Raw genomic sequence first — 21,940 nt, forward strand, 5'->3', positions numbered from 1 at the left:
ACTATATGTATAATAAAAGTAAATATTAAAAATAGGAGATGGTTTTATGATGGATTTTTCAAAATATATAGGATTGGTGTCAATACTTCAAATATTAACAGTAATATCGTTTGGGGTAGGGATTATTAGCATATTATTTTTAGCTATTCGTATCCATTATTTTAAAAAATCCCTTTATAAATGGATAAAAGAAAGAAGAAGATTATCAAAGGACCCAGTAATAGATAGGATTATAAAATTATATAGAGATTATAAAGAAAAAAACTTAAAAAAGATAAATACCAAAGGGATTATAAATACCATTTACTATAAACAGAAGATATTTTTTATACCCATTTATTATTGGGAAGAATTTATATCAAAATCGGAAATACTTTGTTTATTTTTAGGTTTAGTAGGAACATTTATACTAATATCTTCAAAAAAGGATAACTCTTTTTTTCCTATTATATTAGGCACTATATTTTTTATTATTTTAATTTTATTAGATGCTGCATTATCTCTAGAGAAAAAAAGAAAAATTATGTTTATTCAACTAGAAGAATACTTAGATAACACATATTTTTCTAATATAGAAAAAACTCCTGTTACCTCAGAAGTTCTTAAGGAAGAAAAAACAGAATCCTCTATACACAGTGAAGAAGAAAAAAATAAGGATGAAATAAAAGAAGAATTAAATGATGAAGAAATTCAGTGGATTATAGACCAATTTTATAGGGAAGAAAAAGAAGTATAAATTTACAAAAGAATGATAATACTAGAAAAAGAATGGAATGAAATTATGACAACATGAATCTTAAGGAGGTAGCTTATGGAAGCCCCAAAGGTTAAATTACCCATTACCAATGAATATGGCTTTTACGAAATTCGATTAGAAAGTATAGGAGGATTAGGTGCTAATTTAAGTGGAAAAATTTTAGGAGAGTTAGGAGCTATTTATTTAGGTCTTAATAGTTCTAATTTTGCTAGCTACGGTTCAGAAAAAAGGGGAACTCCTGTTAAATCTTATATTAGATGGTGTGATCCGAATCAAGAAATAAGAATAAATAGTCCTATAGAGACTCCACATTTACTAGGTATATTCCATGAAAGATTAGCAGGTAAAATTCCAGTTATGCAGGGAGTAGGACCTGATACTATAGTTGTAGTAAATACAGAAGATTCTCCTGATAAGGTTAGGGATAAACTAAAAATGCATGCAGGAACCTTAGTTTGCGTAGATGCCTTAAATCTTGCCATAGAAGCAAAGACAAGGGTTAATATGGTTATGTTAGGAGCTATAGCTAAAGCTTCAGGATTTATCCCCTTAGAAGCTTTGAAAAAGATTGTAGAAGAGACTATAGGTAAAAAATATCCGGCAGCTCTTAAAGGAAATTTAGAAGGTATAGAAAAAGGATATAATAATATAACTCTTAAAAAATATGAAGATGATGGCAAATATCCTTATCAAGAATATGAAGATGTAAAAAGAGATTGGGGATATGATAATGCACCTATAGGAGGCATTAATCCTCATTATGGAAGTACCATAAGTAATGATTTATCAGCAAGTAGAGAAGGATATATTCCCATATTTAAAAAAGAAGCTTGTATAAATTGTGGAATGTGTGATTCTACTTGTCCTGATATGGTGTATCAGTTTGTAAAAGGAGAATATAAAGGTAAACCTTCTATGATAAATTTAGGTCCTGATTATCATCATTGTAAGGGATGTTTAAGATGTGTTGAAGTATGTCCTACAGACGCTTTAACTGCTGGAATGGAAAGGGAAGTAGATATTTGGAAAACTCATGTTAGAAATCAGGAATTAAAAGTGGATAAATTGGAATTTGAAGAAGTAGGGCCAAACTCTTGGATGCGTTCAGAATCCTACACTACTAATGAACTAGATTAAGGAGGCGATATTATGGTAGAACAAAAAGTAGTATTTGAAAGTGGAAATGAGTTAGCAGCTTATGCCGCAAAACAAATAAATTATCATGTAATGGGTTATTATCCAATTACTCCTTCAACCCAAATAGCCGAGCAATTAGACCTTTTAAAAGCAGAGGGAAAACATGATATAGTAATGATTCCTGGAGATGGAGAACATGGAGCTGCTGGGATTTGTTATGGAGCCAGCACAGGAGGAGGAAGAGTATTTAATGCCACTTCTGCTAATGGATTATTATATTCTATAGAACAGCTTCCAGTACAGTCAGGAACCCGTTTTCCTATGGTTTTAAATGTTGCCTGTAGAACCGTATCTGGACCTCTTTCTATTAAAGGGGACCACAGTGATATTATGTATGCCTTAAATACAGGCTGGATTATATTATTTGCAAAGGACCCTCAAAGGGTATATGACTATAATATATGTGCTCTTAAAATAGCAGAAAAAGTAAAATTACCCGTTATAGTAGCTTTTGATGGATTTTTTACCAGTCATCAAAAACGAAGAGCTAGTATATTTTTAAAAGATGAAGATGTTAGAGATTTTATTGGAGAACTTAAATTAGAATATACTGCTCTAGATAAAGAAAAGCCTGTATCCATAGGGTCTTATATGAATGAACCTGATGTTATAAATAATAAATACCAACTTCATTTAGCCATGGAGGAAGCAAGAAATGTAATTCCAGCAATTTTTAAAGAATACGGCAAATTAACTGGCCGTACATATGGTATGGTAGAAGGGTATAAAATGGAGGATGCCCAAGCTGCCTTATTTATACTAGGTTCTAGCTATGATACGGCACGATTAGCAGTGGATAAATTAAGAGAACAGGGGAAAAAAGTAGGAGTATTTACTAGTAATGTGCTTCGTCCTTTTCCTAAAAAAGAGCTTTATGATATGTGTAAAAATGTAAAAGCTATAATAGTTGCAGATAGACAGGATAGTTATGGTGCTGAAGGGGGTAATATGAGTTTAGAATTAAAAGCAACCCTTCAAGATTATAAGGCTAATATAGAAGTAGCAAGCCTTGTTTATGGATTAAGTGGAAAGGATTTTTATATCGAAGAAGGCATGGAAATGCTAACTCGTGCCTTAGAAATAGCAAATAAAGGAAAAGTAGATAAAAGATTTGATTATTATGGACATTATAAAGGAAAAACAGGGCATAAAATACAGCAGTATTTTGACCCTATTATAGGAGAAAAGGCTAGGCCAGGAGTAACCTCTGTTAGTATTGATGAAAAAACGGGTAAAATGATAGTAAAGGGTGGAATAGTAAAGGAATCCACTAAGATGCCTAAAAGATGGACAGCAGGTCATGGGGCATGTCCTGGATGTGGTATCCCCGTTAATGTAAATATGCTTCTTAGAGGAATAGAAGGAGAAGTTGTATTACTATTTCAAACAGGATGTGGATATGTGGTTACTTCATCATATCCTAAGACTTCCTTTAGAGTTTCATTTATTCATAATCTTTTTCAAAATGGAGCTGCTACTCTTTCTGGTTTAGTGGAAATGTTTCATGAAAAACAAAGAAGGGGAGAAATTCCAAAGGGAGATAATTTTACTTTTATAATGGTAACAGGAGATGGAGGACTTGACATAGGTATGGGACCTGCTATAGGGGCTGCTCTTAGAAATCATAAAATGATAATTATGGAGTATGATAATGGAGGATATATGAATACAGGATATCAGCTATCCTATACTACCCCTAAGGGAGCAAAAAGTTCTACCTCCCATGTCGGAGTAGCTCAAGCAGGAAAAGCTACATTCCATAAAGATACTCCACAAATCTTTGCCGCTACTAATATTCCTTATGTAGCTACAGTAGCAGAAAGTCAGCCAACAGATTTTATTAAAAAAGCGGCTAAAGCTCAAAAATATGCCAATGAATATGGTTTAGCATTTATAAAAGCTCTTTCAGCTTGTCCTCTTAACTGGGGAGATAATCCTAGATATGAAAGAAGTGTAATAGATGCAGCTGTAAATTGCTGTTATCATCCTTTATATGAAGTAGAACAAGGAATAACAACTATAACCTATAATCCAGAAACAAGAAATAAAAAGATACCAGTTGCCAATTGGTTAAAGATGATGGGAAGAACAAAGCATTTAACAAAACCAGAATACTCTAATATAGTAGAAGAAATTCAAAAAGAAATAGATAGAAGATGGGAAAGATTAAAAGCTAAACATGAAAATCCTTTATTATAAAATTAATGTATAGATATTAATGAGTAATGAAAAAATTTTACTAAAAACCAATATATTTTTAGATAATATTAAAGAGGCTATTTCAAAAAAATAAAAAAGATTTCCTTTTGTTATAAAGGAGATCTTTTTTATTTATAAGCAATAATAAATATAAAAATAAAAGACACTTTTTTAAATGAAAAAAGGTTTTTGTTGAGTTTATAATAATTTTGTCTTTTTATGGTATAATAATATAAATAAATCTAGGAAGGGAGATACTATGAGAAGACAAATTATTTTAATGTTTATAATAGTAAGCTTTTTAGTTGGCTGTAATTCTAATAATGATATATCTAAAAATACACAAGAAGATATTAGCGTAAGTTCAGTAGAAAAAGAAGTAGAAGAATCCTTAGTAAAAGAAGATATTAATAAAATAGAAGAAGATGTAGAAACTACAGAAGTTATTAAAGATGATAGTGTAGAAACTAATGAAAATATGATTGAAAATAATATAGAAGATAATGAAAAAACTATAGAGGGAAATAATAAGAATAAAGATTCTTTAGAAGAAGATATAAAAGAAGAATTAATAGAAGAAACTTTAGAAACGACTGATTCTAATGAAGAACAAGAGATATCAACTACTCTTTCTAATGAAGCTAAGTCTTGGTGGTTTAGAAGAAATAGTGACCATCTTCCACCAGGAGCACAAGAAGAAATAGATCTTAGTAAATATGATGCATATTATTTAGGTAATACCAATGAAAAAAAGATATATCTAACTTTTGATGAAGGCTATGAAAATGGTTATACAAGTAAGATACTAGATATACTAAAAGAAAATAATGTAGTGGCAGCGTTTTTTGTTACTAAGCATTATATAGATACGGAACCAGAACTAGTTAAAAGAATGGTTAGTGAAGGGCATATAGTAGGCAATCATTCTGTAAGTCATCCAAGTTTTCCTAAAATAAGTGATGAAGAAATAGAATATGAAATAACTGAATTAGCTAGATACTTTAAAGAAGTAACAGGGTATGATATGCCTAAATATTTTAGACCTCCATCAGGAGAATATAGTGAAAGAACCCTTAAAATTACTAAAGATTTAGGATATAAGACTATCTTTTGGAGTATGGCCTATAAAGACTGGGATATAAATGATCAGCCAGGGAAAGAAGTTGCCTTCTCCCATGTAGTAGAAAATTATCATAATGGAGCCATAATACTTTTACATGCTGTATCTTCTTCTAATACGGAAGCCTTAGATGATATTATAAAATATTTAAAAGAGCAAGGTTATACTTTTGCTTCTTTAGAAGAATTATAAAAATTTTATGTTTTAACTTTATATAAAAAATGTTATACTTTTCACATAAATAAAAAAGACAATTTACAATTAAACTAAGGGAGGAAGATTATGAAAAACATAATTTTTGATTATTCCAATGCAGGCATTTTAAGTAATGAAATAGAAGCTTCTAAATGGCAGCTAGAAGGTGCTCATAAAATGCTTCATGAAAAAACAGGAGTGGGAAATGATTTTTTAGGATGGGTAGACCTTCCTGTTAATTATGATAAAGAAGAATTTGACAGAGTAAAAAAAGCTGCAAAGAAAATAAGAGAAAATTCAGATGTACTTATAGTAATAGGTATAGGAGGTTCTTATTTAGGTGCTAGGGCAGTTATAGAAGGATTAAGTCATACTTTTTATAATATCCTTCCAAAAGAAAAGAGACAATCTCCAGAAATTTATTTTGTAGGGAATAATATTAGCGGAACATATCTAAAACATCTTTTAGATATTGTAGAAGGAAAAGATATAAGTGTTAATGTTATATCAAAGTCAGGAACAACTACAGAACCGGGGATAGCATTTAGAATTTTTAAAAAATATTTAGAAGAAAAATATGGAAAAGAAAAAGCAAGTGAAAGGATATTTGCAACTACTGATAAACAAAGGGGAGCTCTTAGAAAATTATCAGAAGAAGAAGGATATGAAACCTTTATTATTCCTGATGATGTAGGAGGAAGATTCTCTGTTCTTACTCCTGTTGGTCTTTTACCTATTGCTGTTTCCGGAATAGATATTGATAAATTAATGGAAGGGGCAAGAGATGGAAGAGAAGAATATAGTAAAGAAAAGTTTGAAGATAATTCAGCTTATCAGTATGCCCTTATCCGCAATATTTTGTATAAAAAAGGAAAACAAAATGAGATATTAGTAAATTATGAACCAGCTCTTCATTATATTTCAGAGTGGTGGAAGCAACTATATGGAGAAAGTGAAGGAAAGGATAACAAAGGTATTTTCCCTGCTTCCGTAGATTTTTCAACAGATCTTCATTCTTTAGGGCAGTATATCCAAGATGGTAGAAGAAATCTCTTTGAAACTGTGTTAAATGTAGAGACGCCTAAAGTAGATATTACTTTAGAAAGTGAAGAAAAAGATTTAGATGGATTAAATTATCTTGCCGGAAAGACTATGGATTTTGTAAATAAAAAAGCTTTTCAAGGTACACTTCTTGCTCATGTAGATGGAGGAGTTCCTAATTTAGTTATTAATATTCCAGAAATAAATGAATATTATATAGGAAAACTTTTATACTTCTTTGAAAAAGCCTGTGGAATTAGTGGTTATATTTTAGGAGTTAATCCCTTTGATCAACCAGGAGTAGAAGCTTATAAAAAGAATATGTTTGCTCTTCTTGGAAAGCCAGGTTATGAAGAATTAAGAGATAAATTATTAAATAGAATAAATAATAAAAATTAATTTACCTTATTAGAGAGGTGAAAAATGAATAAAGAAAAAAGAAAGGAAGAAATAATAAAAATTTTAAAAAATTCTAATAAACCTATTAGTGGAAGCTATCTTGCAGAAAAACTTAATGTTACTAGACAAGTAATAGTACAGGATATAGCTCTTATTAGAGCACAGGGTATTAATATTATGGCAACAGCTAGAGGATATATACTATATGAAAAGGAAGATAATAAATATAAAAAAGTTATAACAGTTAGTCATGAAAAAAAGGATATTGAAGATGAATTATCAATTATTGTAGACTTGGGTGGAAGAGTGATAAATGTCATTGTAGAACATCCTATTTATGGAGAAATAACAGCTAATCTTATGATAGAATCAAGAAGAGATATAAAAGAATTTATGGAAATAATGAAAAGAAATGATACTGTACCTCTTGCACGGCTTACAAATAAAGTACATATGCATACTATTGAAGCAAAAAATGAAACAATACTAGATGAAATAGAACAAGCACTAAAAAACAAGGGATACCTTATTTCATGATTAAAAGAGAGTATTGTAAAATTACTTTTTAAGTAGTTTACAATACTCTTTTTTTATTAAAACAATAATAATTAGGATAAGATTTTTTACAAAAATACACAGACACACTAAATTTTTTCTTGAGTTGTCACTTTTAAAATGATATAATTAATTCACAACTCTAAAAATATATAAAAGGAAGGTGGTAATTTTGGAGCAAAAAGAAAAAAGAATTATATCTTTAAAAAGAGCTGAAGAATTAAAAAAGAGAATAGAAGATTATACTCGGGAAAAAGAATACATTAAGACTGGATTTAAAAATGAGGAAATTATACAAGAAAATAAAAATCGTATTATGGAAATATTAGGAGCTAGTCAAGAAGACTGGGATAATTGGCATTGGCAAGTAGCTAATAGAATTACAGATGTAGAAACCTTATCTAAAATTTTAAACCTTTCAGAAAAAGAAAAAAATGAAATAGAAAAAGTAGGTAAAAAGTTTAGATGGGCAATTTCTCCTTATTATGCTAGTTTAATGGATAGAGATGATCCTTCTTGTCCTGTAAGAAAACAAGCCATACCATCCATAGAAGAGTTAGCAGAAGGTGGAGAAGCAGACCCAATGGGAGAAGAATTTACCTCTCCAGTAGAAGGAATAACAAGAAGATATCCAGATAGACTTATTATAAAAGTAACTAATCAGTGAGCTATGTATTGCAGACATTGTCAAAGAAGAAGAGCTATAGGGCAAAAAGATAGACATCTTCCAAAAGATAATTTAGAACAATGTATAGAATATGTAAAAAATGAAAAAGAAATCAGAGATGTATTAATAACAGGGGGAGATGCACTTTTACTTTCTAATAAAAGACTTGAATGGTTATTATCAGAACTTTACAGTATTCCCCATGTAGAAATAATTAGATTAGGAAGTAGAACTCCTGTAACCATGCCTCAAAGAATAACAGATGAACTTTGTGAAATTCTAAAAAAATTCCCTCCTATATATCTTAATACCCATTTTAATAATCCATTAGAAGTGACAAAAGAGGCTAAAAAAGCAGCAGATAAACTTTGTGAAGCGGGCGTTGTTTTAGGAAATCAAGCAGTTCTTTTAAAAGGCATAAACGATGATGTTCACGTTATGAAAAAACTAAATCAAGAGTTATTAAAAATCAGAATAAAACCATATTATATTTTCCATCCAAAAGAAGTTATAGGTACAGGACATTTTAGTGTGAAAGTACAAAAAGGAATAGAAATCATGGAAAATTTAAGAGGATACACCTCTGGATTAGCAGTTCCTACATATATTATCAATGCACCTTACGGTAAAGGAAAAACACCTATATTGCCTAATTATATTCTTTCTTGGGGAGAAGATACGATAAAACTTCGTACTTGGGAAGGAGAAGTTATAGACTATCCTAATTAATAAATTTACGACTTATTTTTGGGCTTTTATAATACTTCCATAGAGCAAATTTTATTCCAGAAGAAATTATATCTGCCATTTGCATAACTAAAGATAATCTAGTGTTTTGAAGAAGTAGCATATCCATAAAACCACTAAAATTAACAATTCCAGTGATAAATAAATCTCCTACATAGGGCAAATCCTTTTGAACTCCTGCTCCCGGTTTTATAGAACCTTCTCCCAAAGTGATATATCCAATATGTTCCATTTTACCAAGACAAGCATCTATAGCAATAATAAAAGGATTAGTATGATTTTTCTTAATATCTTTTAAAGTTTCATTTAAATTTTTGGCATGAACAGGGTGCTCTAAATTACCATATACAAATACATTAGGGTAAGAAATATTTTTTAATTTATATCCTATAAGAGGTCCTAGGCTATCACCGGTAGCTCTATCCGTGCCAATACACAAAATCACTACTTCTTTATAATAAGGAATTTTTTTAGAAAAATATTCATAAAAATTTTCTGCAAATTTTTTTAGAGGATATGATGAATTTATATTTATATATACTTGTGACTCTTTGACTTTTTTTTGAAATAGCATATATTTACCACCTTAAAAAAATAATTATTTTTTAGTATTCCATTTTATAAAAAATTTATTTTAAATAAGAGGTGGAATATATTTGAAATAAATTTTATAGAATTTTTTTGTAGAAAAATGAAGATAAAAAAACTAACCCCCTCGACATAGATTACTAAAAATTGTAAAAAATATATGGTAATATATGTTTAAACATATATTATATGTAAGAGGGGGATGAAATATGAGTGATTTTTTAAATGACCTACTAGATTCTGATGAAGAATTAGATGATATAGAAGATAAGAATATTTCTTTTCTAAAAAACTCTAAACAAGTAGGAGAAAAACCAACGGGAATAGTAATTTATATAGAAGATTATGTATATACATATTTATATCAATATGCTAAATTTAATAGAGGAGAAGAAAAGGCAGCAGCTTTAGTAGGGAATTATGTAGAAGAAGCAGATAAGAAGATGACTGTTATTTCTGGAGCAATAAAAATTGATTCTACTTTATCAGAAAAAGATAATTTTTTGACTGATGAAAAAATAGACGATATAAATAAAAAAATAGATATGTATTTTCCTGATTCAGAACTAGTAGGATGGATGCACACTCAACCAGGATATGGGATATTTCTTACCACCCGAGACCTTAAAATTCAAAAGCAGTTTTTTAAAAAGCCCTATCAAACCCTTATGATTATTGACCCTATTGAAAATACAGAAGCTTTTTTTATGTGGGATAAAAAAGAAGTAAGGTCAGTTGAAGGATATTTTGTTTATTATGATAAAAATGAGTCAATGCAAAATTATATGATAAATCATAAGATAGGAGTTTCTAATGAAGAATTAGAACAAAAAGAAGATGTGGTAATGCAGTTTAGAAAAAAGACAAGGGAAAGAAAACAGGAGATACAAAATAAAAAAATATTACATTTAGGCACTTTTTTAAGTTTAGTATTATTTTTAATGTGTATCACTATGGCTATAGGGTTAATTCATCATAGAGAAAGACTAAGTAGATTAGAAAAAGAATTAAATAATATGGATTCTAATTATACCAATTTATTTAATCAATTAAATGAAGAAGATGTACAAGTAGTATTTGCTGAAACAGAAGAAATTCCTAAAGAAAATGAATTACCTAAAAAGGATAATAATGAAAGTTTAGAAGAATTAATTATTATAGAAGAAAATACTGTAAAAGAAGATTCTATTGAAGAAACTTCTAAGGAGGAAACAAAAGAAGAAATAATAGAAGAAACAATAGAAGAAACAATAGAAGAGAAAACACCAAAAGAAGAAATCAATAATAATTCAAAAAATATAGAATACGATACTTATATAGTAAAAAAAGGAGATAACTTAAGCAGAATTTGTTACACATATTATAAGAGCTTATATATGATTGAAAAAATAGTAGAAATTAATAATTTAGAAAGTCCTGATAAAATTTATGAAGGGCAAGTTTTAAAACTTCCTCGCTTATAAAAAGAACAGCTTAAATAAGCTGTTCTTTATATTTGTTGTTCCATTTCATTAATAAGCTCTTCAAATACTTTTAAAGCTTGTTTAATAGGCTCTTTAGTTCTCATATCAACTCCTGCCCTTTCTAATATATTAATTGGATAGTCAGAGCCTCCACTTTTTAAAAATGTCATATAATTATCTAGGGCACCTTCTTCTTTATTGAAAATTTTGTAAGATAAAGCAATGGCAGCAGAATATCCTGTAGCATATTTATATACATAAAAAGCATTATAAAAATGAGGAATTCTAGCCCATTCAAAATCAATCTCAGGATCAATAACTATATCATTACCGTAATATTTAATATTTAGATTTCTATATACAGTTGAAAGAGTGTTTGCGGTTATTGGTTCTCCTTTTTCAGCCATTTCATGTGTTATTTTTTCAAATTCTGCAAACATAGTTTGACGGAATAGAGTTCCTCTAAATTGTTCTAGAAAATGATTTAAAAGGTATGCTCGTTTTTTAGAGTCTTTAGTTTTATTTAATAAATATCTCATAAGTAAGGTTTCATTTACTGTAGAAGCTACTTCAGCTAAAAATATAGGATATTGAGCATATACATAAGGTTGATTTGCATCAGAGTAATAAGAATGAATAGCATGTCCCATTTCATGAGCTAAAGTAAATAAGTTATTAATATTATCCTGATAATTTAGAAGTACATAGGGGTGGGTTCCATAAACTCCCCAAGAATATGCACCACTTCTTTTACCTTCATTTTCATATACGTCAATCCAACCACTTTTAAAGCCTTCATCTAACACTTTAATGTAATCTTCCCCTAGAGGTGTAAGTCCTTCTTTTACTATTTCCATAGCTTTTTCATAAGGAATTTTCATGTCTATATCCTTTATAAGAGGAGTGTATAAATCATACATATGCATTTCATCAAGCCCTAATAATCTTTTTTTAAGAGATACATATTTATGCAATAAGGGAAGATGTTCATGAACAGTATCAATTAAATTGTTATAAACTTCTACAGGAATATTATCATCAAAAAGAGCATATTCCAAAGAAGAAGAATATTTTCTTGTTCTAGCAAAAAATACGTCTTTTTTAATACTTGCATTATATGTTGCAGCAATAGTATTTTTGTATTTTATATAACTAGAATATAAGGATTTAAAGGCATCATGTCTAATTCTTCTATTAGGATTTTCCATAAGATGAATAAAATTTCCTTTAGTTACTTCTATTTCATTACCATTTTCATCTTTTATAGCAGGGAAAGTAATATCAGCGTTATTAAGCATGGAAAAGATGTTTTGTGGAGATTGACCTAATTCTAAGGTTTCAGCTAAAAGCTGTTCATTTTCTTTAGAAAGAACATGGTCTTTTTTTCTAAGTAAATTATTAATTAGATGAGAATATAATTTAAGGTCATCGTTTTCATCTATATATTTTTTTAATATATCTTCAGAAATTGATAAAATTTCAGGAATAATAAAAGAAGAGGCAGAAGAAAATTTAACAGATAAAGATTTAGCCTTATCAGCTAATCCTTGAGAGATACTATTTGAAGTATCTTCATGGAGTTTCATATGAGAATATACATAAATTTTTTCAGTTATTAAGGAAAGTTTATCATTTAAAACTAAACAATCATAAAGAATCTTTGAGGATTGTGATAATTTGCCCTTAAATTGCGATAAATCTTTAAGGGAATCCTCTAATTTTTTCATATCTTTTTTACAATCTTCATCGGAAATATAAATATCTTCTAATCGCCAAGTAAATTTTTTATCTAATTCATATCTCTTTTTCATAATAACATCCTTTCATTATATATTTGTTTAATTATTATAACCTAATTGTGAAAAATAGTGTATATTTTTTATAATTTAATACATTAATTGGTTGACGCAAGTTAAAAGAAGTGATATTATAACCATGTGGATAGCTATTATATGTACTATATGCAAGCATTCAATTATCCACATAATTCTCGTTTTGATAAGAATCCCCGTTTCTTATCTTTTGCACCGGGATTACCCGGTGTATTTTTTTGCATATAATAATTATAATGTGTATATTTTCCTACCTAAAGTAAAAAATAAATAAATAGAAATACTTTAGGTGGTGAATATATGACAGTTTTAGAAACCATAAAAGATTATATGCAATCTTCTTTTATAAAAACTCAAGATATTAATTGTATAAAACTTTTTTATGATTATTGTAAATATAAAGAGCCAGAATTAGAGATAGATGAATTAGATAAGAGATTTTTTGAAGAGTTTTTTTTATATTGGCTTCCTAAAAAAAATAAGAGATTGTTTGATGAAAAAGTATATTTTCTTTTTCCTGCTATACAAAAGTATTTTACATATTTAAAAATTAAATATAAAAAAGATATAGTTCCTATAGATTCTACTAATAAGTTTATAGAAGATTTTATTAGAATTATTAATTTATCAAAGGCATTTTCAAGATTTGTTGGACATCCTATTCTTAGTATGGACCCTTTAGTTATTGATTTAAGATGTTATAAAGAAAATAAAATAAAAAAGAAATCAAAGAATAATAGGATTTTTGAACAGGGATATTTTGAGGTAATAGACATTTTTCCTGATTGTTCAGTAACTATAAAGAAAAAACCAGCAGGAAGATATGCAAAAGTTCTTCTTAATGACGATTTAATTTCTTATCTTAGAAAAGGAGATATTCTTCATCTTAAAATGACTAGAAAAATATTTTTTTCTTATTGGGAAATAGAAGATATAAAAACTTGTTATCTAAAAGAAGCCCAAAAATATCTTAAGTAAGATTATTTTGAAGCTTATAGCTTAACTTTACATTTTAATAAAAATATATCATAATAAATTAGTAATAATTAAGAGCTGCTGTTGGGGGGATTTTATGTCGGCTATAGATAAATCAATAGCATTTATTTTATTTATTATTTTAATATTTATACAAGCAGGTTGTAGTACAAAAAAAGTTGAATCTTTAATGAAAGAAGATGAACCAGTAGTTGTCGTATTAGATAAAAATTCTGAAGATGATAATGCTTTAGAAAATCAAAATAATAAAAATAATAATATAAAAATGACTAAATCTCCTGTTGTTTATGATGAATATAATGTAGATTTAAAAGTTAATCCTAATGAAAGAACTTTTGAAGGTATTCAAAAGATACAATACACTAATGATACTCAAACCCCTTTAAATGTTATATATTTTAATTTATACCTTAATGCGTTTAATAAAAATAGTAAAGTAAAACCTTATTTTTTGGAAAAAGATAAAGAAAGTTTTGATGAAGGTTTTATAAATATTAAATCTATATTAATTAACAATGAGGAAGTAACTTTTAAACAAAGTGAAACTATCTTAGAAGTTTCTTTAACAGAACCTATAGAAATTAATGAATCTATAGAAATTATTATTACGTTTAATGGTAAAATCCCAGATATATCTTATACAGTAGGAAGGGATAGCAATTCCATATGGATGGGAAATTTTCTTCCTACATTAGCAGTATATGATGAAAATGGATGGAATAAATATCCTTATTATTCTATAGGAGACCCTTTTTATAGTGAGATTGCTAATTATACCGTAAATGTGACAACACCTAAGGATTATTTAGTTATTTCAACAGGTGAAGAAGAAGTAAAATCGCAAGATGAATTTAATATTACTACAATTAATGCAAAAATGGTTAGAGATTTTGCTTTAGTAATAAGTAAAGATATAAAAATGGAAACTATAGAATTTGAAGAAGGAGTAAATATTAATTTATATTATTATAGTAATGAAATAAATTTTAAATCAGTATTAAATATGAGTGATACAGCTTTAAAATATTATAGTGAAAAGTTAGGTTCATATCCTTATCCGGAATTAGATATTATAGAAGGAGATTTATCTTTTAAAAGCAGCATATCTTATCCTACTCTAATTTTAATGGATTCTGATAAATTAAAAGATTCGTCAATGACTAGAGAAATTACTAATGCCGTGGGACATCAATGGTTTTATAATATTATAGGGAATAACCAAATAAAAGAAGCTTGGCTAGATGAAGCAATGGTAGCTTATCTTGGTTATAATTTATTTATTTCAGATGCTGAAACAATAAATAGTCTAATGGAAAAAGAGAGAGAAGAATTAATAAATAATTTAGAAACTATGAGAGAAAAAAGTTTAAATACTGATTTAAGTATTTTTTCTACTTGGGAATCTTATTACAATATACATTATGCAAGGGGAAAATTAATGTTATATGCTTTAAATAATAAAATGGGAAAAGAAAAATTTAATGAGTTTTTAAAAATATATTATGAGAAATATGCTTTTAAAATAGTAGACACTAAAAAATTTATTAAAACTGCTGAAGAAGTTTATGGTTCTTCTTTAAAAACCTTTTTTAATCAATGGATGGACGGTGAAAATATTCCAGAATTTTAATAAAGGGGTGGATTAAAATTAAAGCAGTTATAATTTACGAGGATAATGATAAATTAAATCAAATTATAAAGATAGTTTCTAGCACTTTAAAAGAACTTCAAGTAGAAGTTGAAGAAATTTTATTAAATAAATATAATATTCCATATTATTGTGGAGAATCACAAAAAGATATGGATAAAATCTTAGAAAAAGTAAAAGAAAGTAGTGCAGTTATTTTGGGAGTTAATGTTATTTTAAGAGCTCCTTCAGGGTTATTTAAAGTATTTTTGGATTATTTAACTTATTCAAGTTATAAAAATATATTAAAAGATAAATATGGATTTTGTATTTCCTTAACTAGTACTAATGGAGAAAGGGAAACGGCAGAATATATATTAAAGTCTTGGGAGACTTTAGGTGGAATAGAAGGAGGAAGAATTCCTCTTTTTATAAAAGATAATAGGGAAATAGAGGATATAAAAGAGACTATTGAAAAAAGAATAGAAGATTTTTATCGTATATGCAGGCAGAAAAGAAAGAAATTACCTTCAAGCCATAATATTTTAAATATAGAGAAAAAAGATGAGATTAAAATTGAAATAGATAAAGAAGAAAAAAGTAAGATAACTTCTTGGACTCCACCTGTGGTTTCAGAAAAGGAAGAAGTTAAATCAATGGTATTTGAAAATTTTTCTAAAAAACAAGAAGAAGATATAAAAGAATTAGCAGAATTTTTTAAAAAACAATTAATTGAAGAAAAAAATAAAAAAGAAATTAAAAGTACAAAGACTGCTAAACAATTAACTAAGAATTTACCCCATTATTTTCAACCTCATCTGGCAGCTAATTTTAAAGCAATATTTCAATTTCATATAACAGGAGAAGAAAATTTTGAAAGTTATATTATTATTGATCAAGGAAAATGTACTTATTGTGATGGAGTAAGTAATAAGGCAGATATAACTATTACAGGGGACGAAACAATATGGAGTCTTATCTTAAAAGGGGAATTATCTGCTCAAAAAGCTTTTATGACTGGTCAATTAAAAGTTAGAGGTAATTTTATGCTGTTAAACAAATTAGATCAGTTATTTAAAAAAATGTAAACTACCCATTAAAGGGTAGTTTACATTTTTTTAAATATCTGAACATATATATATCCATATCTTTCATCAGGAACAATTCCTATGCCAATTTTATTATAATTTTTACTTAAAATATTTGCTCTATGCCCTGGGCTATTCATAAAAGCATCATGGGCATTTTTAACAGAAGTATTGCCAGCAATATTTTCTCCAGCGATACTATAAGAAATACCAAATTTTTTCATCATTTCAAAGGGAGAACCATAAGTTGGGGAAACATGGCTAAAGTAATTATTGTCAGCCATATCCTTTGCTTTTATTTTTGCTATATACAAAAGGTCTTCATCCATAACATAAGGTGGAAGGTCTTCTTTTTCTCTTTCATTATTAATATATTCTAACATAATCTCTTCTTTGGCTATATTATTATTTATAGTAGGAACAGTATTTTCTATATTATATTCATTAATTTCAGCTTTATTATGATAAGAATAAGCTCTAGTATATTTACTAGATATAACCCCAACAGAATCATTAGGTAAATGAACTACATACCATTCATTTAATGAGCCTATAACATCTACAATTTGTCCTCTTTTTAAATGTCCGATTACAGGATAAGAAGTATTAGGACCTGTTCTAACATTAAGAAAATATGCTGTAATTTCTACTTGCTTAATAGAACTCCATTTAAAGGTACTATATTTTGTGGCGTTAACAGAAATAGAAGAAATGGATATAATACAGCAAATAACTAAAATAAGAAGAGGAAAGAAAAAAATAAGACGTTTTTTCATGATGTCACATCCTTTTTCTTCATTATTTATCGATTATATTCATTATTTGTATTTTTTACTCATTCTATGCTAGAAAATATAATAAAAATTTTATATATTAAATAAAAACTTCTATTATTTATAATAAAAATTTGTCATAAATATTTAAGGTTAAGAATATATATATATATATATATAAGAAAACTAATAAGATAAAATAAGGGGGAAAATGTATGTATTTTAATCAACCATTTAGTTACCAAGAACAAATAGTCCCTCCACCATTTGTACATATGCCTATACAAAATTTTTACATGATGCAAGATTATAAAAGTGCAGAATTAATTGAAGAAGCAGCAAAAAGAGAAAGGATATTAGCTATTTATGATAATAAAATAATGGAAAGTTTTGAAGATGAGCTAGATAGAAAAAGGATATATAAGATTTCACTTAATCAAATAAGGCATCAAAAAATGTTGGAAGAAATATATAGGGGAATGACTAGGAAAAAGTTATCTATTAATATAAAAGAACCTGATTGTGATGACAATTTAAAATCTAACTTAGATAGAAGAATTTTTGAAGGTTTTGAGTGTATAGAATTATATAGGAAAATCTATTTTTTTATTGTGCCTATGGAATGGAAACAAATGATGTATGAGATAATTAGTGATGAGCAAAATGATATTTTAAAATATATATATTATTTCAATAAAGTAGACAGGCATTAATTAATAATTACTTTTATTTAAGAAGTATTTATTGAAATATTTAATAAGCAGTGTTATAATTCCGATATTACATTTATAGTAAAAATAAAAAAACAATATCCATTTTATGGATATCATGTTATAATATTAATATATAATTCACGAAAGACTAAAGGAGGAATAATTTTGGATTGTTTATTTTGTAAAATTGCTAAAGGAGAAATTCCTTCAGCAACAGTTTTTGAAAACAGTGAATTTAAGGTAATATTAGACAGGTTTCCAGGAAATAAAGGGCATCTTCTAATTCTTCCTAAGGAACATGTGGAAAATATTTTTGAAATGGAACCAGAGTTAGGAGGAAGATTATTTGCTTTAGGAGTTCATTTAGCAAAGGTATTAAAAAAAGAATTAAATTTAGAAGGATTAAATATAGTACAAAATAATGGTGAAATAGCAGGACAAACTGTGTTTCATTTTCATCTTCATTTAATTCCAAGATATTCAAAAGATGAAGTTAATATTAAATGGAATCCTATGAATCCAACAGAAGAAGAATTAAATAATTTAGCAAAAATTTTAAATCAAGCATTACAATAAGGAGGGATATACCCTTCTTTTTTTATATGATTTTTTAAATAAATATTAAAAAGAAAAAACTTATGACATTCTAGAATATAACAATATAGGATATAGATAGTATAATGATAAACATTAATTCTTTAGCGTAAGAGTTACAAAAAATTTTAATATAAAAAATACTTTTGTAAAAATATTTTTAGTAAAAAAACAATAAAAAATGTAGGAATTATCCTACATTTTTTTCATCTTTAAAATACTCGTTATACCAAATAATAAACATATATATAGTCCATATTTTTCTACTATTATCCTTTTTGCCTTTATAATGGTCCTCTAAAAGAGCAAGAAGTTTTTCTGTATTAAAATATTGTTTAGATACGGAAGAAGAAAAGGCTTCTTTAACTGTATTGTAATATTTTTCTTCCCTAAGCCAAATTCTAATAGGAACGGGGAACCCTAGTTTCTTTTTATTTGCCACATTTTCAGGAATATTCTTTTTAGCAGCCATTCTTAGAGCATATTTAGTATTATATTTGTTAACCCTATATTTAGTAGGAATTTTAGTAGCTAAATTGCAAACTTCCTTATCAAGAAAAGGAACTCTAAGTTCTAAAGAATGAGCCATACTCATTTTATCTGCTTTAAGTAAAATATCTCCACAAAGCCACAGATGGATATCTAAGTACTGCATTTTTGTAATATCATCTTTTAGTTTAACTTTATCATAAAAAGGTTTAGTAAGTTTAAATGGAGAAGGAGTATTAGTAGGATTTTTAAGAATTTCTTTTCTTTCCTTTTCAGTAAACATAAAAGCATTTCCTATAAATCTTTCTTCTACTGTTTTACTGCCGCGGATAAAGAAATTTTTACCCTTTATATCAAAAGGAATCAAAGAAGCAAGTTTACCTAATAATTTTCTAATAGATTTTGGGAGTATAGTTAAAATTCTTAAATCAAGAGGTTCTCTATATATATTATATCCGCCGAATAACTCATCAGCACCTTCTCCCGATAATACTACTTTAACATGCTGGCTAGCTAATTCACTTACAAAATAAAGGGCAACAGCAGCAGGATCTGCTAGGGGCTCGTCCATAAAATATTGAACCTTAGGCAGTACATCCCAATATTCCTTAGTGGAAATGAGTTTATGATAATTTTTAATGCCTACTTTTTGAGATAATTTTTTTGCATAGTCTATTTCATTATATTTATCATAATCAAAACCAACAGTGAAGGTTTTATCTCCGTTAAAACAAGCCGCCACATAACTAGAATCTATCCCACTAGATAAAAAAGAACCTACTTCAACATCGCTTATTTTATGGGTCATAATAGATTCTTTCATTGTTTTATCTATTTCTTCCACATATTCTTCTAAAGATTTATTTTCTGTATCAAAAACAGGTTCCCAATATCTTTTAATAGTCATTTCTCCTTTTTTATAAATAAAAAAATGGGCAGGAGGGAGCTTATAAATATTTTTAAAAAAAGTTTCTTCTAAGACAGAATACTGAAAGGTAAGGTAATTTTCAAGAGCATTAGTGTTTAATTCCTTTTTAACTAAATCATGCTTTAAAATAGCTTTTATTTCAGAACCAAATATAAAATTTTTATTATCATGATAATAATAAAAAGGTTTAATTCCAAAAAAATCCCTAGCTCCAAATAAAATTTCATTTTTACTATCCCATATTACAAAGGCAAACATTCCTCTAAGATAATTTAGCATTTTTTCTTTAAATTCTTCATAAGCATGTATTAAAACTTCAGAATCTGTATGAGTTTTAAAAATATGCCCTTTTTCTTCTAAAATCTTTCTGATAGATTTATAATTATAGATTTCACCGTTAAAGACTAATACTAAACTACCATCTTCATTAAAAATAGGCTGAGAACCTTCTTTTAAGTCAATAATACTAAGCCTTCTAAATCCTAAAGCAATTTTATCATCTATATATTCTCCATCACTATCAGGACCTCTATGGATAATAGCATTCATCATAGCTTTTAAAATATTTTTTCTATTTTTAGTTTCACCAACAAATCCGCAAAAACCACACATATTATTATCTCCTTTCATGCTCTTTGAGCATTAAATAACACTAAAAACTTTAACATAACTTATGTCATAAATCAATAAAACATTAATCTTACATTATTATAACCAAGAAATGGCTAAATTAATATAAATGGACTAAATCTATTTCATTATGCTATAATTTATCATAAAAAAGTACATAAAGGAGAGAAAAACATGAATATAAATGAAGAAGCCCTTAAAGCTCATAAGACGTGGCAGGGTAAGTTAGAAATAAATTCAAAAGCTAAAGTAAAAACAAAAGAAGATTTATCCATAGCATATACCCCAGGAGTAGCAGAACCTTGTAGAAAAATTCATGAAAATGAAGAAGATGTATATACTTATACCATAAAAGGGAATACTGTTGCTGTGGTATCTGATGGGACAGCAGTTTTAGGTTTAGGAGATATAGGTCCTAAGGCAGCTCTTCCAGTTATGGAAGGAAAAGCTGTGTTATTTAAAGAATTTGCAGGAATTAACGCCGTACCTATTTGTCTTGATACAAAGGATACTGAAGAAATAATAAAAACTGTAAAATATTTAGCTCCAGCCTTTGGAGGAATAAACTTAGAAGATATTGCAGCTCCTAGGTGTTTTGAGATAGAAGAAAGATTAAAACAAGAATTAGATATTCCTGTATTTCACGATGATCAGCATGGAACAGCCATAGTTGTTTTAGCAGGAATTATAAATGCCTTAAAAATAGTAAAAAAAGATAAGGAAAATATGAAAGTAGTAGTAAACGGTGCAGGGTCAGCAGGAATAGCTATAACAAAATTATTATTAAATTATGGGTTTTTAGATATTATACTTTGTGATAAAAATGGTATACTTCATAAAGAAGCTAAAGGTATGAACTGGGCACAAAAGGAAATGGTAAAAATTACTAACAAAGAAAATATAAAAGGCGATTTAAAAGAAGCTATAAAAGGAGCAGATCTTTTTATAGGAGTTTCAGCTCCAGGGATATTGACAAAGGAAATGGCAGCTTCCATGAATAAGGATGCTATAATTTTTGCCATGGCAAATCCTATACCAGAAATAATGCCTAATATAGCTAAAGAAGCAGGAGTTAGGATAGTAGGTACAGGACGTTCTGATTTTCCTAATCAAGTAAATAATGTATTAGCTTTTCCAGGGATTTTTAAAGGTGCATTAGAAGGTAGAAAAAAACAAATAACTGAAAAAATGAAATTAGCAGCAGCTAAAGCTATTGCAGATATGATTCCTGAAAACGAGCTAAACGAAGAAAATATTCTTCCAAAGCCTTTTGACGAAGGAATAGCTAATAAAGTTGCAGAAGCGATTATTAATATTAACGAATAATATATTAAAGGGTATT

At 27.9% G+C, this 21,940-nt stretch carries 19 protein-coding genes; 15 read left to right on the forward strand and 4 right to left on the reverse strand.

Translation table 11 applies throughout. The annotated features are described in order from the left end of the window. The first annotated feature begins 46 nt into the window (after positions 1-46). From OM90_RS05480 to OM90_RS13370, 8 genes are all read left to right on the forward strand, one after another. Positions 47-736 (forward strand): hypothetical protein, encoded by a 690-nt coding sequence (locus OM90_RS05480; RefSeq protein ID WP_058485896.1) that lies wholly within the window; start codon positions 47-49, stop codon positions 734-736. Between the two features lie 75 nt (positions 737-811). After that, positions 812-1,894 (forward strand): 2-oxoacid:acceptor oxidoreductase family protein, encoded by a 1,083-nt coding sequence (locus OM90_RS05485; RefSeq protein WP_058485897.1) that lies wholly within the window; start codon positions 812-814, stop codon positions 1,892-1,894. 12 nt (positions 1,895-1,906) lie between these two features. Then, complete coding sequence (locus OM90_RS05490) at positions 1,907-4,153, forward strand: thiamine pyrophosphate-dependent enzyme (protein WP_058485898.1); 2,247 nt, start codon at positions 1,907-1,909, stop codon at positions 4,151-4,153. A 259-nt stretch (positions 4,154-4,412) separates the two neighbouring features. Beyond that, positions 4,413-5,465 (forward strand): delta-lactam-biosynthetic de-N-acetylase, encoded by a 1,053-nt coding sequence (pdaA, locus tag OM90_RS05495; RefSeq protein ID WP_242860867.1) that lies wholly within the window; start codon positions 4,413-4,415, stop codon positions 5,463-5,465. 87 nt (positions 5,466-5,552) lie between these two features. Then, entirely contained in the window at positions 5,553-6,908 is a 1,356-nt protein-coding gene (locus tag OM90_RS05500) for a glucose-6-phosphate isomerase (RefSeq protein WP_334292081.1), read from the forward strand. 24 nt (positions 6,909-6,932) lie between these two features. Continuing rightward, positions 6,933-7,445, forward strand: a complete 513-nt coding sequence (locus OM90_RS05505) for a transcription repressor NadR (protein WP_058485900.1) — start codon at positions 6,933-6,935, stop codon at positions 7,443-7,445. A 190-nt stretch (positions 7,446-7,635) separates the two neighbouring features. Beyond that, on the forward strand, positions 7,636-8,130 hold the full coding sequence (locus OM90_RS13365; RefSeq protein WP_330381838.1) for a hypothetical protein: 495 nt from the start codon (positions 7,636-7,638) through the stop codon (positions 8,128-8,130). Between the two features lie 3 nt (positions 8,131-8,133). Continuing rightward, the gene (locus tag OM90_RS13370) at positions 8,134-8,859 is read left to right on the forward strand and encodes a KamA family radical SAM protein (RefSeq protein WP_330381839.1); all 726 of its coding nucleotides are present in this window, start codon (positions 8,134-8,136) and stop codon (positions 8,857-8,859) included. On the opposite strand, the gene yyaC is transcribed toward OM90_RS13370, so the two are convergent. Beyond that, a complete protein-coding gene (gene yyaC / locus OM90_RS05515; RefSeq protein WP_058485901.1) occupies positions 8,852-9,451 on the reverse strand; it encodes a spore protease YyaC in 600 nt (199 codons plus the stop codon). The genes OM90_RS13370 and yyaC overlap by 8 nt on opposite strands. A 223-nt stretch (positions 9,452-9,674) precedes the next feature. Here yyaC and OM90_RS05520 point away from each other — a divergent pair, with 223 nt between their 5' ends. After that, the gene (locus tag OM90_RS05520; RefSeq protein WP_058485902.1) at positions 9,675-10,928 is read left to right on the forward strand and encodes a LysM peptidoglycan-binding domain-containing protein; all 1,254 of its coding nucleotides are present in this window, start codon (positions 9,675-9,677) and stop codon (positions 10,926-10,928) included. Between the two features lie 26 nt (positions 10,929-10,954). On the opposite strand, the gene pepF is transcribed toward OM90_RS05520, so the two are convergent. Next, positions 10,955-12,739 (reverse strand): oligoendopeptidase F, encoded by a 1,785-nt coding sequence (pepF, locus tag OM90_RS05525; protein WP_058485903.1) that lies wholly within the window; start codon positions 12,737-12,739, stop codon positions 10,955-10,957. Positions 12,740-13,060: 321 nt separating this feature from the next. On the opposite strand from pepF, the gene OM90_RS05530 reads away from it, so the two are divergent. The 3 genes from OM90_RS05530 to OM90_RS05540 all read left to right on the forward strand — a co-directional run bounded on the left by OM90_RS05530 (position 13,061) and on the right by OM90_RS05540 (position 16,471). Then, the gene (locus OM90_RS05530; protein ID WP_058485904.1) at positions 13,061-13,738 is read left to right on the forward strand and encodes a hypothetical protein; all 678 of its coding nucleotides are present in this window, start codon (positions 13,061-13,063) and stop codon (positions 13,736-13,738) included. 94 nt (positions 13,739-13,832) lie between these two features. After that, positions 13,833-15,386 carry a M1 family metallopeptidase gene (locus OM90_RS05535; RefSeq protein ID WP_058485905.1) on the forward strand — a complete coding sequence of 518 codons (1,554 nt, stop codon included), beginning with the start codon at positions 13,833-13,835 and terminating at the stop codon, positions 15,384-15,386. Between the two features lie 71 nt (positions 15,387-15,457). Next, the gene (locus OM90_RS05540) at positions 15,458-16,471 is read left to right on the forward strand and encodes an SCP2 sterol-binding domain-containing protein (RefSeq protein WP_278335779.1); all 1,014 of its coding nucleotides are present in this window, start codon (positions 15,458-15,460) and stop codon (positions 16,469-16,471) included. A 20-nt stretch (positions 16,472-16,491) separates the two neighbouring features. Here OM90_RS05540 and OM90_RS05545 read toward each other — a convergent pair whose 3' ends face one another. After that, on the reverse strand, positions 16,492-17,247 hold the full coding sequence (locus OM90_RS05545) for a CAP domain-containing protein (protein WP_058485907.1): 756 nt from the start codon (positions 17,245-17,247) through the stop codon (positions 16,492-16,494). Positions 17,248-17,459: 212 nt separating this feature from the next. On the opposite strand from OM90_RS05545, the gene OM90_RS05550 reads away from it, so the two are divergent. Continuing rightward, positions 17,460-17,957 carry a hypothetical protein gene (locus OM90_RS05550; RefSeq protein WP_058485908.1) on the forward strand — a complete coding sequence of 166 codons (498 nt, stop codon included), beginning with the start codon at positions 17,460-17,462 and terminating at the stop codon, positions 17,955-17,957. Positions 17,958-18,119: 162 nt separating this feature from the next. Further along, a complete protein-coding gene (locus OM90_RS05555) occupies positions 18,120-18,533 on the forward strand; it encodes an HIT family protein (RefSeq protein ID WP_058485909.1) in 414 nt (137 codons plus the stop codon). Positions 18,534-18,741: 208 nt separating this feature from the next. Here OM90_RS05555 and asnB read toward each other — a convergent pair whose 3' ends face one another. Next, complete coding sequence (gene asnB / locus OM90_RS05560; RefSeq protein ID WP_058485910.1) at positions 18,742-20,580, reverse strand: asparagine synthase (glutamine-hydrolyzing); 1,839 nt, start codon at positions 20,578-20,580, stop codon at positions 18,742-18,744. 192 nt (positions 20,581-20,772) lie between these two features. On the opposite strand from asnB, the gene OM90_RS05565 reads away from it, so the two are divergent. Next, entirely contained in the window at positions 20,773-21,924 is a 1,152-nt protein-coding gene (locus OM90_RS05565) for an NAD(P)-dependent malic enzyme (RefSeq protein WP_058485911.1), read from the forward strand. Positions 21,925-21,940: the final 16 nt, after the last annotated feature.

The sequence above is a fragment of the Defluviitalea phaphyphila genome (assembly GCF_001466305.1).
Lineage (GTDB): Bacteria > Bacillota > Clostridia > Lachnospirales > Defluviitaleaceae > Defluviitalea_A > Defluviitalea_A phaphyphila.